A 16,088-nucleotide genomic window follows, 5' to 3' on the forward strand; every position below is an offset into this window, starting at 1 on the left:
CATTTTTTTTTAAACGCCTCTTAAGATTTAAGTGGATTTTCAGCTCCTACACACCATCTCAAATATCATAAATTTAACCAATATTAAACTTCCCGTTTGGGGGCAAAAACATGATAGCATATATATTTCCGGGTCAAGGTGCGCAATTTTTGGGTATGGGCAAAGAACTTTATCAACAGAAATTAGGCAAAGCGCTTTTTGAGCAGGCCAATGAAATTCTTGGGTTTCGCATTAGTGATGTGATGTTCGATGGAACCGATGAAGCGCTTAGGCAAACAAATGTAACGCAACCTGCCATTTTTTTACATTCTGTGATTTTGGCGACTTTAATGGGCGAAAGATTTAAACCAGATATGGTGGCAGGGCATTCTTTAGGCGAGTTTTCTGCGCTCGTTGCTACAAAGGCATTAGGTTTTGAAGATGGATTAAAATTGGTAATGGCGAGGGCAAATGCCATGCAAAGCGCATGTGAAAACCAGCCATCTACTATGGCAGCAATATTGGGTTTAGCAGATGATGTGGTAGAACGGATTTGCCTAAATGTTGATGCCATCGTAGTTCCGGCAAATTACAACTGTCCGGGGCAACTCGTCATCTCTGGCAGTATTGAAGGCATAGATCTTGCTTGTACAAAATTAACGGAAGCTGGGGCAAAGAGAGCATTGAAACTAAATGTTGGTGGCGCTTTCCACTCTCCTTTAATGGAACCTGCAAAGGTAGAATTGCAAGCAGCCATAGAACAAACGGCTATTTTACAGCCCATATGTCCAATTTATCAAAATATAGATGCAAAACCTTATATTTTGCCAAGCGAAATTAAAATAAACTTAATTAGGCAGCTTACTGGCGCAGTAAGATGGACTCAGACCGTGAGCAATATGTTATCAGACGGAGCAACAGAATTTATTGAAGTTGGGCCAGGAAATGTTTTACAAGGTTTAGTTAAGAAAGTGGATAGGTCTTTGACAACGAGTAGCGCTATGGCCTAATCTATAATTACCACCCTTAAGCTAAGGGATAGAATAACAAGAAAACAAATATTGCTATTAGACAGAATGGGTATAGGTTTTGGAATTAGAATTAGGTTTTTGCTCCTAGTGCTTGGTTGCTCGCTTATAGCTACTTCAGTTTCTTTACGTCGATTCTCTACCAAGGCCGAGATTTTAGCGCACGATGCAAAGGAAGTTGAGCACAATCTTTCTCTAAAAGAAAAAACAGTTAAGGATTTTTTAGCAAATAAAGATCACGTTGCACAGCTAAAAACATATCCACAAAATGCCAAAGGAGCCTTAAACTTTATCGAAACCTATAGAAAAAACGGCATCAATCTTTTTACTTACCAACAAGGCAGACTCGTCTTCTGGAGTACTTTCAAAATCGCAAACCTCGATCCCAAAACCATCAAGCTTGGTACTTCAGTTGTTTTTTTATCAAACGGGTGGTATGAAGTAATTAGGCAAACCAGCGGAAATTTCGATTTTGTTTTTTTTATACCCATTCAGGCACAATATGGGATTAAGGAAAGCAGTTACTTCAGCGATGTGATCGATCCTTTATTGTCGGCTTCCCAAAAAATTACTTTAGCATCGTTTGGAGATAAAGATGTCTACGCAGTTAGGAGTTTAGAGAATAAATTTCTTTTTGCTTTAAAGTTAAAATCTAATTTTCCGGTAGATTATATGCCTGAGTTGCAAATATGGTTATTTGTAGCTGGGCTTTTATTTATAGCGGCTTTTTTTAATTCACTCGCTTCCTTTATAGCGAAAAAGGGATACATTGGTTTTGGAACACTCCTGTTAACGACTTTCTTTTTGGTGTTTAGGCTCACAGATTTATACTATGGATGGTTTAACCATAGATTTGCGATTGAAATTTTTGATCCAAAAATTTACTCTCAGAGTTTTTTAATGCCTTCATTAGGAGATTTGATAGCGAAATTTACTTCCATTACTTGGGTGCTCTTATTCATTTTTAACCACCGAAAATTCTATCAGTTTCCTCGATGGGCAACAAAATACAGCTCGATTGGGATTTTAATCCATATGCTGTTTTTAGCCATTTTAGGCGCAACAGCTTTGATTGTCGATAACATTTTATTCGGGCTTATTTATAACTCTAAAATTAATTTCGACATTATAAATATTTTGAAGTTAAGCGGATCTAGCTGGGTCAGTATTGTAATTGTTTGCTTGGTATGGTTTCAACTTTATCTAATTACAGCCAGTTTTGCTGTGGTAAGCAAGCAATTAAAAGTATCTAATAAACAGCGTATTTACATTCTTTCAATTGCTTTTTTGCTGGTGCTTGCTTACAAATTGGCTACTGGTTTTGACGTGTTTTTTATTGCGTTTTTTTTAGTATTATTTTTAGTAGCCAGAAGTGTTTATGTAGAAAATTCAAAGTTTCACATGGGCCATTTTGCGACCGTCTTTATTTGCCTCTCATTCATCACTTCTGTTAAATATTTAGACTACAAAAACATTGGTGAAGAATCCTTGCGGGAGCCGCTTGCACGAAAGGTTCAGTCTGCAGATGATCCGAACGCAATTTTAGCGCTTAATAATTTAGAAAATAAACTATTGGCCAGTAAATTGTTGCCAGAATTTTTTGAGACTTATAAAACCACCGATTACACCGAACTTAAAGCCAACATTAAAAGCTTTATGGCAGGCTATTTAAGTCGTTATGATTTTCAAGTGTACAGCTACAGTAAACAGGGAAATCCACTGGCGCTTGCCAATGCTAATCTTTTTTCTAAATACAGAAACTTGGTAAAATCTGGTTCTATAAAAGTTGATGGAGCAAAGTATTTTTATCAGGTAAATAACACTTTTGGATATCAAAACTATTTTGGGATAATTCCTGTGGTTGAGCGAGGAGCTTTGATTGGTACGATGATCATAGAATTGAGATCTAAACCTTATAATTATAACAATAGGTTACCAGATCTTCTCGGAGATCAAAAATTAGTCAACATTACAGATTTTAAAGGGTATTCCATCGCGCTGTATAACAATGGGCGGCTGCTAAACCAGAGCGGAAGTTTTACCTATCCATTAAATGGCAACGTCTTTGGTGGTAAGGTAAATGATTTTATGTATAAAGATGATGGCCAATCGGGGTATAATCATTTGGTGTTTAAATCGTCGCCAAGCAAAATGATTGTGATTAGTAAAGAGAATCCGAATTACATCGAGCGGATGGCGGTTCTTTCTTTCTTTTTCATCATTTTCATCATTTTCTCCTTGGTTCTTTTTGGTCTGGTATGGATTGTTAAAAATTTAGAAGATGACAAAGTTGGCTGGTTTACAGTAAACAGGTCGCTTATGATAAATGCCAATAAAATTTTATATAAAACGCGCATACAGTTGTCGGTGGTGCTTTCTGTGGTTGCCACGTTGATTATTGTTGGTTGGATAACATATTTCTACATGAATAAAGAATACCGCAATCAACAAAATGACATCATCAAGCAAAAAATTAATACGATACAACAAAATTTTGAAAAACAGGTGCTAAACACCGATCAAATTAGTAGTGACTCCTCTACTTTAGCTGGTTTCGAAAGCTTTGCAGACATTAACAACGCAGATCTAAACTTGTACGATTTAAACGGAAATTTGGTAACCACCACCTATCCAAAACTTTACGATTACAAAGTTTTGGGAAGGAAAATGGGGGCTGCTGCTTACATTTACCTTAAATATTTGCAGCGATCCGAGTACATTAATCCGCAAGAGAAAATAGGAACTTTAACCTACGCAGCAGCATATGTACCGATTAGAAATGCCCAAAGCAGAACGATTGCTTTTATTGGTTTGCCCAATTATTTAAATGAGGAAGAGTACAGCAGTAAAATCGCGCTGTTTTTAAGCAATCTGATAAATATCTATGCGTTGGTTTTTGTTGGTACTGGAGTACTTGCCATATTTTTGGCAAATCAGATAACCAATCCATTAACTTTTATTCAGCAAAACATTAAAAAAACCAAATTGGGACAGCTTAATGAGCCGATTATTTGGCGCAGACATGACGAACTTGGGTCTCTTATAAAAGAATATAACAATTTAATTGCCGAGTTAGAGGCGAGTGCAAAAAAGCTTGCGCGGTCAGAACGAGAAAGTGCCTGGCGAGAAATGGCAAAGCAGGTCGCTCATGAAATAAAAAACCCATTAACACCTTTAAGGTTGGGCGTACAATTGTTAGAAAAATCTTGGAAAGAACACGACGTAAATTTTGAGATAAAATTCAATAAGTTTAGCAAATCATTTATAGAACAGATAGATAGTTTATCAAGAATCGCTTCGGAATTCTCGCACTTTGCCAAAATGCCAGACGCGATTTTAACGAGGCTAAATGTGTTTCTGGTGTTAAAGAAATCTGTAGAGCTTTATAACAGTTCTGAGAATGTAGAGATTGTAGTTGTCAATAAATCTGTAAGTTCATTAGAGATTATGGCCGATAGCGACCAGTTGCTCCGAACTTTTAATAACCTATTTAAAAACGCCATTGAAGCTGCTATAACAGGCTCGTTCTGTCTTATTGAGGTTAGATTGCTAAATGATTTGAAAAACGTTTATATAGAGATAGAAGACAATGGTAATGGGATTCCAGATGGCGTAAAAGATCAGATTTTCGTACCCAATTTCACTACAAAAACATCGGGCACAGGGCTAGGTTTAGCCTTTGTAAAGCAGGCTGTAGAGAATTTAGGCGGAACTGTCGGCTTTACTTCAACTGAAAATGGAACCACATTTTATCTTTCTTTTCCGCTCGCATAATCTAAGCAGTAATTGGTGCTATTTCAAAGTAATCTGTGCCCTTCCTAATGTTTGTCCTCGAGTGTATAAAATGACCGTATAATCGCCTTTTATAAAGGGTTGAGAATTTTTCCAGTCTATCAAATAACTGCTGTTATCATTGTTGTAATCTATGTAAATAGAATGGCTGTACTGCATCTCTTGACCGTCTGCTTCAAACCGATTGTTGTCATCTGCCAACAAATTTCCTGCAGGATCGAAAACCCTTAAAAAGATGTTGTAACGTGTTTTTTCAGCTAAGTCGTTAGGAACGATGTTAAACCGAATGCTAAGTTTTTCTGCCGTAGACGACTTTGTAACCTCAACTTTTCTCCCATTAGATTTTGTTCTAAACGCTGCTAAATCTATACTTTTAATCTTAAGAAAGGCCGCCGATTTAACCTTTTGGCTTAGCGATTGATTCCTTTTTTCTAAAACAGATACCTGGCTTGTAATTGACAATACCCTATTTTTTAAACTATCTCTGCTGTTTCTAAGATAGACACTGTCTTTTTGCAATTTCGCAACTTGGTTGCTGTAGCTTTTAATAAAGATTTTTAATTTGGTAATTTGTAAATAGGCCTGATCAAGTTCAATTTTTGTAATCGCGTTTTTCCTTAGGGCTATTTTTAACTGGTCAATTTTATCTCTTGCAATTTTTTGTTCGCCAATTAAATCTTGATTAAGGGAAATATTCAACAAATTTACACGGTCTAGTTCTACCTCAATTTTTTCAACCTCTAACTTAAGTTCGTCTTTTTCTACACCGGTGCTGTTAACCTGTTCCGTTTGTTGCTTATTTTTAAAATATAGGTAACCGTTCGTTCCTAAAAGCGCTACAATTACAATAACTAAAAAATAAACCTTATTTTTATTTCCCCTGCTTACATCCCTAGCTTCCATATGGTGCCAAAATTTTTTGTTTTTAATAAAAGGTTATTCCAAATATTTATTTTGGGTTTTTAAAGGATAACTTTGAGCCGAAATTTAAACTTTTTATAAAAACTTATAAGATTTTCTGAAAAGAAATCGTTTAATTCCATAGCACAGTTTACTTAATTAGCCGAACACTGAATAGAAAAAGATCCAAAAAAATGCCTAAAACCGTCATTATCACCTTTTTAATAGCTTCTCTTCACATTTTAAATGCATCAGCGCAAGTAACCACAAATATAACACCAAAGAGAGAATTTAGGGGAGTTTGGGTGGCTACTGTTGCAAATATAGATTGGCCATCTAAACCTGGTTTGACCACAGACCAGCAAAAACAAGAATTGATCGGCATTTTGGATCGCCACAAGGCAGAAGGCATGAATGCAATTATTTTACAAATTAGGCCTGCGGCCGATGCTTTTTATGCCAAATCTAGAGAACCTTGGAGTTATTGGCTAATGGGAAAACAAGGGCTGGCACCATCTCCCGGTTATGATCCGCTAGAGTTTGCCATTAAAGAGGCGCATGCTAGAGGCATGGAACTTCATGCATGGTTTAATCCATATAGGGCAAGCATGAGTACAAATACCGTTTTCGCCAGCAACCATCCTACCCAAATTCATCCAGAATGGTTCTTTACCTACGGAGGGAAAAAGCAATTCGATCCCGGCATTCCAGAGGTAAGGGAATACATTGTGCAGGTGATTTTGGATGTGGTAAAACAATACAATGTAGATGGCGTGCATTTTGATGATTATTTTTATCCCTACCCAATTGCAGGGCAACGTATAAACGACTCGGCAACTTTTAGCAAGTATGCGGGCGATTTTAAAGACATAAACGATTGGCGCCGAAACAATGTAGACCTGCTGATCAAAGAATTGGACGACAGCATTCATTTTCATAGAAAATTTGTAAAATTTGGCATTAGCCCGTTTGGTATCTGGCGAAATAGTTACGAAGATCCAGAAGGTTCGGCAAGTTCTGGCTTATCTAACTATGCGGAGCTTTACGCCGACAGTAGAAAATGGATTAAAGAAGGTTGGGTAGATTACATAAATCCTCAAGTTTATTTTACATTTACTAGGAAAGTTGCACCTTTTGCAACGTTGGTAGATTGGTGGGCGAACAACAGTTATGGTCGGCATGTTTATATTGGCCTTGCTGCCTACTTGGTAAATAGCCGAGCGGAAGCCGCGTGGAGAAATCCAAAAGAAATCCCAAATCAAATTAGGTATTTGAGGAAAGAGAATCGCATAGAAGGAAATGTTTTTTTCTCATCAAAATCGCTAAGTACAGTGGCTAGGTTGGTGAGTGATTCTTTAAGAAACGATCTCTATAAATATCCCGCTTTGCCTCCACAAATGCCATGGCTGGACAGTATTCCGCCAAATAAGCCTAGAGAACTAGCCATTGAAGCAAGTAAGTTGGGCGTAAGCCTAAAATGGAAAATGCCAGAGCGTGCCAGCGATGGAGAAACGGCCTCGGGCTTTGTCGTTTACCGCTTTGACGAAGGGGAAGACATATCAATTTTAAATCCTAAAAACATGGTTAAAATAAGTTTTGAAGATTTTACGTTTTTCCTAGATACAAATGTTCAAGCAAAACACCGCTATAGTTATCTCGTTACTGCTTTAGATAGGTTAAAAAATGAAAGCGAACCCTCTGGGCCTGTGGGAATTGAAACGAATTAGTTTTGGATTCTTCTTTTTAAACTTTTATGACAATGTTCCTTTTGTACATAATCCACAGTAGGATATAGAAACCTAAAACATAGCTAATCGCCCAGGCCAATGAGGCGTTTATGGGAGAAAAATTGGCTTGATACACGAGTTCGTATAGGCGGGTTAAAATAGTTACCCGCACTCCATCTGGTCTAGCGATGGTAAAAAAGCCCAATAATCTGGGCATCAGTCCAGCAAGGAAAAACACAGTTATGGCATTAATGCCATAAATAACGAAAGGTGTAGTAAACCTTTTATAATGTTGCACATCGATTATCCAATAGCACAAAGCGAGTGCTACACATGCAATGCCGCCGGTATAGAGCACAAACGAACTTGTCCACAGGGCCTTATTAATTGGAAACTGTAAATCCCAGATTAATCCTAAAATAATGGTTAATAGCCCGATGGAGAACAGCCAAGCTACTTTTGTTGCGCCGTCTTTATCCTGTCTCCGCATCCAAAGACCTACTAAAATGCCGAAAAGACAAGAGCCTATTGCCGGTATGGTGCTCAAAACGCCCTCAGGATCCCAGGTGATAGATTGTGACCAAGTGTGTGCCTCCGTTAAAACGAGTCTATCTATCCAAGCGGCTAAACTGGTCTCTTTCTCCAAGTTGGGATAGCCGATGCCTGGAACTGGAACAAATGTCATAATTGCCCAGTAGAAAACCAAAAGTCCAATGAGGATGATAAGTATATTTTTTCGAGAGGTCTTGATAAATATGATACTGCTAATGATGAAGACAATACCAATGCGTTGTAAAACGCCCAAAATACGAACAGTTTCCAAGGCGTGTTTATAATCCGTTACCAATTTACCGAAGATAGCTAAGAAAAAACCGAGCAAATATAAAACGATTCCCCTTTTTAACGCTTTCAAGACCATCGCTTTATGTAATGAAGGATCTTCTTTTTTGCTTCCCATAGAAAAGGCAATGGACACCCCAACAATCCATAAAAAAAAAGGAAATACAAGGTCTGTAGGCGTACAGCCGTTCCATTCAGAGTGTTCCAATGGGGCATAAATGTGTCCCCAATCTCCTGGGTTGTTTACTAAAATCATGGCTGCTACCGTTAAACCCCTCAAAAAATCTAAAGAAAGTAACCGCTGTTTTTTCTCAACCATGATCGTTTATTTGCATAAATAAATGTAACACAATGTTTTCAGAAATGATAGATTTTTATAATTACAGATCAGATATTGAAGTCACAATTCGTAACATTTTAACATCTAATTAAAAAAAGCCTTTACTTTTCCTAAATTGCTTGCTTTAACTAAACAACCAATGAAGTATTTTTTTTCGGCAATTTTTTTAGTGATGGTTCAATATTGTTGTGCGCAATTGGCACCATTAACAGTCGAGAAAATTATGAGAGATCCAATATGGATGGGTGTTTCTCCATCAAACTACAGATGGAGCCGCGACAGCAAAACGCTGTTTTTCGATTGGAATCCAGAAAGCAAAGAGGAAAGTGTACTGTATAAAATTTCGACAAAGGGCGAAAAAGTTGTGAAAGCTGTGGACGCTGAGAAAGAAATTGCAAATGCACAACCTTACTCGCCAAACACCGCGGGCACTTTCGGATTACTAGAAAAGAAGGGAGATATTTATCTGAAGGATATAAAAAACGACAAGGTAATGCGGTTGACCAATACGGTCGAAAGTGAAAGCAACCCGGTTTTTTTGTTAAATGGCGATGTGGCTTTTGAAAAAGATAGAAATCTATTCAAAATAAATTTAAAAACAGCATCGATTACGCAGCTTAGTAATTTCATAGAAGGAGAAAAACCGGTTAAAAAGGGAAAAGAATTGTCGCAACAAGATAAATGGCTTAAAACAGAGCAGGCAGAAGTATTCGATATAATCAAAAAGAAAAATGTAGAGGAAGAAAGGGCGGAGAAAGATAGAGTAAGAAATGACTTGCCAAAGCCGCTCCGTGATATCTATACCAATAAAAAATATTTAAGCGCTATAACCATTAGTCCAGATGGAAAATACATTACTTACAAATTAACAAATCTTGTAAAAGACAATCACAACACTATTGTGCCCAACTATTTAACAGAGAGTGGATATACAGAAGACATTGGTGGCAGAACCAAAGTTGGGGAGCTGCCCCGAACTTCCGAAAGTTATATTTTCGATGTAAACAGAGATACGGTTTACGCCATGCAAACCACTTCCATCGAAGGCATTAAGGAGCTGCCCGATTATATGAAAGACTATCCGAAGGCGCTGGATTCTTTGCAGAAGAAAAATGCCGACAGACTGGTAAATGTTTCAAGCGTTATTTGGAATGACAATGGAACAATACCTGTAGTTGTTGCTACTTCAAACGACAATAAAGATAGATGGATTTTAAAATTGGATGCGCAGACAGGTAAATTTAGCACCATTGATAGGCAACGAGACGAAGCTTGGATTGGCGGTCCCGGAATAGATGGATACGACGCAGGGAATGTAGGTTGGATAGACAACAATAGGTTATATTTCCAAAGTGAAGCTACTGGCTACTCGCATTTATACGTGGTTAATATTGGTACAGGCGATAAAAAGCAATTGACTAAGGGCCAATGGGAACTGCAAACCTTGCAGTTATCAGCAGATAAAAAGGAGTTTTATTTTACTGCAAATAAAGAACATCCCGGCATCACCAACTTCTACAAAATAAGTAGCAATGGGGGCATCATTACGCAGCTAACAAAATTGCAAGGCTTAAACCGAATTACCTTGTCGCCCGATGAGAAATCTTTGGCGATAAGCCACTCCTACCTAAACGCACCTTGGGAATTATACCTTCAAGAAAATAATTCAAGCGCGAAGGCGATTAGGATTACGCAATCTACTTCGGCGGCTTTTAATTCTTATCCTTGGCGAAAACCGGACATGATCACGTTCAAGAACCGTTATGGCACAGAAGTTTATGCACGCGTGTATAAGTCGTCGATAACAGATAAAAATCATCCAGCGGTGGTTTTTGTACATGGCGCTGGCTATTTACAAAACGTACACTTTGGCTGGAGCGATTATTTTAGGGAATACATGTTTAATAACCTTTTGGCCGACAATGGCTATACCGTTATCGACATAGATTACACCGGCAGCGCAGGTTATGGAAGAGATTTCCGGACTGGTATTTATAGGCATATGGGTGGTAAAGACTTAACAGATCAAGTGGATGGCGTTAAGTATTTGGTAGAGAATTATGGTGTTAATCCAGCTCACGTTGGGTTGTACGGCGGGTCGTATGGTGGATTTATTACCCTAATGGCGCTGTTTAAGGAAAGTGGCACATTTACTAGTGGTGCAGCTTTACGCTCGGTTACCGATTGGTCGAACTACAACCATGGTTATACGTCCAATATTTTAAATGAACCTTACAACGATCCCATTGCTTATAAAAGGAGTTCGCCGATTTATTTTGCCGACCAGTTAAAAGGCAACTTGCTTATGGCCCATGGCATGGTAGATGTTAACGTTCACTTTCAAGACATCGTCCATTTAACCCAGCGATTTATCGAGCTTGGAAAAAATAATTGGGAGCTTGCTGTTTACCCGGTAGAAAGTCATGGTTTTCTGCAGCCAAGCAGTTGGACGGATGAATATAAGCGGATTTTTAAGCTTTTTGAAACAACGTTGAAAGTTAGGGATAGTCATTAAAGAAGATGTCTTTCTAACTCGTAAAGCTGCCTTTAGTCAATAGCACATAGGCACATAAGTAGTTTTATAATTCTTCCGTTTTTGGTACTACCGTCGACCACTTTTTTCCGCTCGCAGGGGTCGCGCTTTTTGAATCGCCCAACTAATAATTAATATTCTTGGTTTTAAATAAATCTAACAAGTGTTTAGATCATTTGGGCGTTCCCCTGAAGAGGGTCGCGCTTTACGTTGCAAATCTTTTGCTCGTTCCCCGCAAAAAGGATTTCCAAGCAATACACACATGCTAGGTCTTCCGCTAACGATGGGAATGACATCCTTTAATTGGCCCCTTAAAGCCAATTAAAGATACAATGGACAGCGTGTAAAAGCGCCCAAATAATTAATATTCTTGGTCTTAAATAAATCTAAACACTTTTTAGATCATTTGGGCGTTCCCCTGAAGAGGGTCGCGCTTTACGTTTCAATCTTTTTGCTCGTTCCTCACAAAAAGGATTTCCAAGCAATCGCTAACCAAAATAGGCATCGCGTACTAGCGCTAACGATGGGAATGGCAACCTTAAATTGGCCCCTAAAAGCCAATTAAAGATACAATGGACAGCGTGTAAAAGCGCCCAAAAAATCCTCAAGAATATGGATCTTAAATAAATCCAACGAGTATCCATTTACTGGCCATAAGAGCAAATTTCTAAAACGCTGTGCTAGACGTTATCTGTATAACAATTAAACTGCGGATTAGCACCTTTAAAAGGGCTTCCCAAAAGCCGACAAATTCAAATTTCTTGCTTTCGCATTTTTCGTTAATAGGTTAATCTCGCATCTATTTCTTATTTTGCAGCAATGCAATTTAAAGACATCGTAGGGCAACAAAAAATCAAGCAACATTTGCTGCAAACGGTAAAAGAAAACCGGTTGAGCCATGCACAGCTGTTTCTTTCGCCCCTGGGATCTGGTGCGTTTCCTCTGGCAATTGCCTATGCCCAATACATAAATTGTTTAGATAAAAAACCCCAAGACAGTTGCGGAGTATGCGGTAATTGCAGCAAATATCAAAAGCTTATTCACCCAGATTTACATTTTTCTTATCCTTTTTTTGCGAAGAAGAAAGAAGAAACGGCACAGCTGTATATAGATTCGTGGCGAAAAATGGTGTTGCACGACAGCTATTTCGATATGGAGATTTGGCGTTCAAAGAATGATGCAGCAAATAAACAACCTAACATCAACATTGCCGAATGCCACGACATTATAAAAAAACTTAGTTTTAAGGCGTTTGAGGCCGAAACGAAAGTGCTAATAATGTGGCTGCCCGAATATTTAGATAAACAAGGCAATGCCCTTCTAAAATTGATTGAAGAGCCGCCGGCAAATACGTTGTTTATTTTAGTTGCGCAAAATCAGGAGCAAATTTTAACCACCATTCTATCCCGTACACAAATAATAAAAATTCCTAAGCTAACAGCCGCCGAAATAACCAATTATTTAATTGAGGAAGGCGGATTATTGCCCCAACAAGCCGCAGATTATGCCTTTTTAGCAGATGGAAACATGGTTGAAGCGAAAGGGTTGGTGGCCGATGTGCAGAATGATCATTCAGGTAAATTTACCGAGTGGCTAAGGAATGCCTTTATGAATAAGGTGCCCACGATGATCGATTTTGCCGAAGAGGCCTCAAAATGGGGAAGGGAAAACCAAAAGAACTTCTTAAGATTTGGCATTAATTTTTTAAGAGAATGTTGCTTAATATTGGGCGGTGCAGACGAATTGGTTAGGCTGTCGCCATTAAGTTTAGAGACTGCAAAAAAGCTCAGTGAAAAGGTGCTTTCCCTACCAATGGCAGAAGGTGTTATTGCAGAACTGGAGAAAGCGCATTATCACATTGAAAGGAACGGCAATCCAAAAATTGTCTTTTTAGATGTATCTTTACAATTGGTGAAGATTATAAATTTTAAAATACTCCCCGAGGGGATTCAATATATATACAATTAATTATGGGATGTGGAAGTTGTTCTAGTGGTGGTGGTTGTACCCCCAATGGATGCAAAAGTAATGGAAATTGTGGCACAGGTTGCCAAACCATGGAAGTACACGACTGGTTATCCAATTTGGATATGCCGGCAAATTATAGACCTTTTTTGGTCACAGAGGTAAAATTTAAAGGCTCTAGAAAAGAGTTTTTTATAAACCAAGAAAACATCTATTTAGAAATAGGAGAGCTTGTTGCAGTAGAAGGATCTTCTGGGGGCTTTGATGTGGGCCATGTTTCGTTAACCGGCGAATTGGTGCGGGTGCAAATGCAGCGCAGAAAAACCACGATGGATGCGGTGACCAAAAAGATATACCGCAAAGCAACAGACGCCGACGTTGAAAAATGGAATGCCGCTAAAGAGCAAGAGTGGGAAGCCATGCATAGAGGTCGCAAACTGGCCTTAGATTTAGGTCTCTCTATGAAAATTAGCGACGTAGACTATCAGGCAGATAAAAGTAAAGCAACCTTTTATTACACCGCAGATGGGCGCGTAGATTTTAGAGAATTGATCAAAAGAATGGCCGAGCAGTTTAGGGTAAGAATCGAGATGCGCCAAATAGGGATGCGCCAAGAGGCCGGGCGTTTAGGAGGCATTGGTTCTTGCGGCAGAGAATTGTGCTGTTCTACTTGGCTAACAAACTTTAAAACAGTTTCTACAGCTGCAGCTCGATATCAGAACCTATCGCTTAACACTTTAAAGCTTGCAGGACAATGTGGCAAACTTAAATGTTGTTTAAATTACGAATTAGATACCTACCTAGACGCATTAAAAGACATCCCAGATCGGGTGGATAGTTTAGACACTGTGGTTGGATATGCCCGCCATCAAAAAACAGATATTTTTAAAAAAATTATGTGGTTTAGCTATCAAGGTGAGGACGATTGGATTCCACTAACGGCAGCGAAAGTAAAAGAGATTTTAGCGATTAACAAAGCCGGGAAAAAAGGTCCAAACTTAAAAGAGGAGGCTATTGTAATCGCAGCTCCTGAGGCATTAGAAAAATCTTACGATTATGAAAATGTAGTCGGTCAAGATAGCTTGACCCGTTTAGATGATCGTGCTAAAGGAAAGAATAACTCTAAAAACAAACGTACAAATCAGAAAGATAAACTACGGCCAACTAATAAGGTTGGTGATTTAGAAGATGTAATTTTAAAGCAGGATACACCAGCAGTACAAGGTAGAGAAAATGCCAAACGCGAAAATAAACCCGGCAATCAACAATCTAATATAGATCAAACTGAGCGGGAAACTACATCTCAAAGTGCAGAAGGACGACCAAAGCGACCAAAACCAAAAAATAAACGTTTGCCAGAACAACCTAAACCTATTGCTTCAGATCTTTCAACAATTCAAGCCAATGTAACGGGAGGAGCTGTTAATTTGATTTCTGGCGATGGTAAAGTGGCTTCCAAAAACAAGAATCGTAACAATCGGAAAAAGAATTTAAAACGCCGCAACGACAACAATGGGCCAGATCAAAATCCATCTGCAGAATAGGTTTTTAGGAATTGTGCTTCTGTTCGTTACTATGATGACCGCCAGCACAGGTTGCAAACGTAATGTGGTAGATTTTACAATGGAAACGCCAAAACGACAGTGGTTCTATAGAAATCATGTTTCTGCGCCGTTTGAAATTAAGAACCATAACAAAGCCTACAACATTTACCTTAAACTAAGGCACAGCGATGATTACCGTTATGCGAATATTTTTGTATTAGCGCATTTTATTGACGGGAAGCAAAAAATAACTAAGCGTTACGAATATAAATTGGCAGAGAAAGATGGCAAGTGGCTGGGTAGCGGCTCAGGAAACATTTTTAATTACACTTTGCCAATGCTTACAAACCATCGCTTCACCCACAATGGCAAGTACACGATCGATATAGAACAGAATATGCGAGACAATCCCTTAAAAGAAATCACCGACGTTGGTATTCTGGTAGAGGAAGCAGGACAGAACTAGCGAGAAAGACTTGGGGTTAGAGTCAAGAATGATGTTTAAGTTTAGGCTCACTTTTTTTATGAGTTTAGACCTTTAATCAAAAATGGACGTAAACCATAAAATAAAAGCTGGACCGAAAGATCAAGTTAATTCAGTTCATTTATTCAATTCCTTTATGGTGCGATTGAGGGGTCCCATTAAAAACTAAAAAGAGGTAATCTTGTATTTTCACGTCAAGCAGTACCGTTATGCTTGAATTACCGGCACGAGCCTAATGTCCTGAGCGCGCATGAAAGTTGTTAAAACCATATGTCTGACGTCAAAAAAATCAATGATGCTGATACAAAAGCATTTACGAACCTTTTTCAAGAAAAAATAGGAATATGATATCAACTCTATATCGAAGCGCGTATGGCAAAAACTTCAAATAAATTAAAGGACCTTGTAGTGGTCTCCTTAAGGTCTCCTTGTGGTCTCCTTGTGTTCTGCTTTGGTTAAAGGGGGTATGACCACAACAAGACCACAACGATACCACAACAAAACCTATTGTTTCGGTCCTTTTTCTTGCCTTTTGTAGCTTAAGGGGGAAGTTTTAGACGAGTCTTTAACGATGGTACCACCTGCCTCGTCAGTTAAGACTAAAGTACATCAATTGCAAAGGAAATCCTTCTTGCGAGGAACGAGCAGAAAGATTGGAACGTAAAGCGCGACCCTCTTTAGGGGAACGCCCAAATGATCTAAATAGGATTTTTAATCTAGCTAAGCTTAATAACATTGATGATTATTTGGGCGCTTTTACACGCTGTCCATTGTATCTTTAATTGGCTTTAAATTGCCAATTAAAGGATGTCATTCCCATCGTTAGCGCACCACTCATTTCGGCTATTTAGCGATTGCAGAGGAAATCCTCCTATGATTAATATTACCTTTTTTTAAAGAAAGATCAAAAGATTTCCTTTGGAACAGGGCCTTCTAACGGCCTCCGCTCCTCAGGT

Annotated in this window: 9 protein-coding genes; 7 read left to right on the plus strand and 2 right to left on the minus strand. The window is 38.5% G+C overall.

Annotated features, from left to right (window positions below; genetic code table 11):
* The first annotated feature begins 110 nt into the window (after positions 1–110).
* Complete coding sequence (fabD, locus tag ACVWYG_RS13395; RefSeq protein ID WP_457270739.1) at positions 111–989, plus strand: ACP S-malonyltransferase; 879 nt, start codon at positions 111–113, stop codon at positions 987–989.
* Positions 990–1,040: 51 nt separating this feature from the next.
* Positions 1,041–4,781 (plus strand): ATP-binding protein, encoded by a 3,741-nt coding sequence (locus tag ACVWYG_RS13400; protein WP_457270740.1) that lies wholly within the window; start codon positions 1,041–1,043, stop codon positions 4,779–4,781.
* An 18-nt stretch (positions 4,782–4,799) separates the two neighbouring features.
* On the opposite strand, the gene ACVWYG_RS13405 is transcribed toward ACVWYG_RS13400, so the two are convergent.
* The gene (locus tag ACVWYG_RS13405) at positions 4,800–5,702 is read right to left on the minus strand and encodes a hypothetical protein (RefSeq protein ID WP_457270741.1); all 903 of its coding nucleotides are present in this window, start codon (positions 5,700–5,702) and stop codon (positions 4,800–4,802) included.
* Positions 5,703–5,893: 191 nt separating this feature from the next.
* Here ACVWYG_RS13405 and ACVWYG_RS13410 point away from each other — a divergent pair, with 191 nt between their 5' ends.
* Positions 5,894–7,426 (plus strand): glycoside hydrolase family 10 protein, encoded by a 1,533-nt coding sequence (locus ACVWYG_RS13410; RefSeq protein ID WP_457270742.1) that lies wholly within the window; start codon positions 5,894–5,896, stop codon positions 7,424–7,426.
* Between the two features lie 16 nt (positions 7,427–7,442).
* On the opposite strand, the gene ACVWYG_RS13415 is transcribed toward ACVWYG_RS13410, so the two are convergent.
* Entirely contained in the window at positions 7,443–8,585 is a 1,143-nt protein-coding gene (locus ACVWYG_RS13415) for an acyltransferase family protein (RefSeq protein ID WP_457270743.1), read from the minus strand.
* Between the two features lie 160 nt (positions 8,586–8,745).
* Here ACVWYG_RS13415 and ACVWYG_RS13420 point away from each other — a divergent pair, with 160 nt between their 5' ends.
* From ACVWYG_RS13420 to ACVWYG_RS13435, 4 genes are all read left to right on the plus strand, one after another.
* Positions 8,746–11,121, plus strand: coding sequence for a prolyl oligopeptidase family serine peptidase (locus tag ACVWYG_RS13420; protein ID WP_457270744.1), 2,376 nt, complete (start codon positions 8,746–8,748; stop codon positions 11,119–11,121).
* A gap of 837 nt (positions 11,122–11,958) precedes the next feature.
* A complete protein-coding gene (locus ACVWYG_RS13425) occupies positions 11,959–13,107 on the plus strand; it encodes a DNA polymerase III subunit (RefSeq protein ID WP_457270745.1) in 1,149 nt (382 codons plus the stop codon).
* Between the two features lie 2 nt (positions 13,108–13,109).
* Positions 13,110–14,648: a PSP1 domain-containing protein gene (locus ACVWYG_RS13430; protein WP_457270746.1), complete on the plus strand. Its 1,539-nt coding sequence runs from the start codon at positions 13,110–13,112 to the stop codon at positions 14,646–14,648.
* Positions 14,617–15,114, plus strand: a complete 498-nt coding sequence (locus tag ACVWYG_RS13435) for a gliding motility lipoprotein GldH (protein ID WP_457270747.1) — start codon at positions 14,617–14,619, stop codon at positions 15,112–15,114. The genes ACVWYG_RS13430 and ACVWYG_RS13435 overlap by 32 nt, the downstream gene beginning before the upstream one ends.
* The last annotated feature ends 974 nt before the right edge of the window (positions 15,115–16,088 follow it).

This window comes from Pedobacter sp. UYEF25 (genome assembly GCF_054061655.1).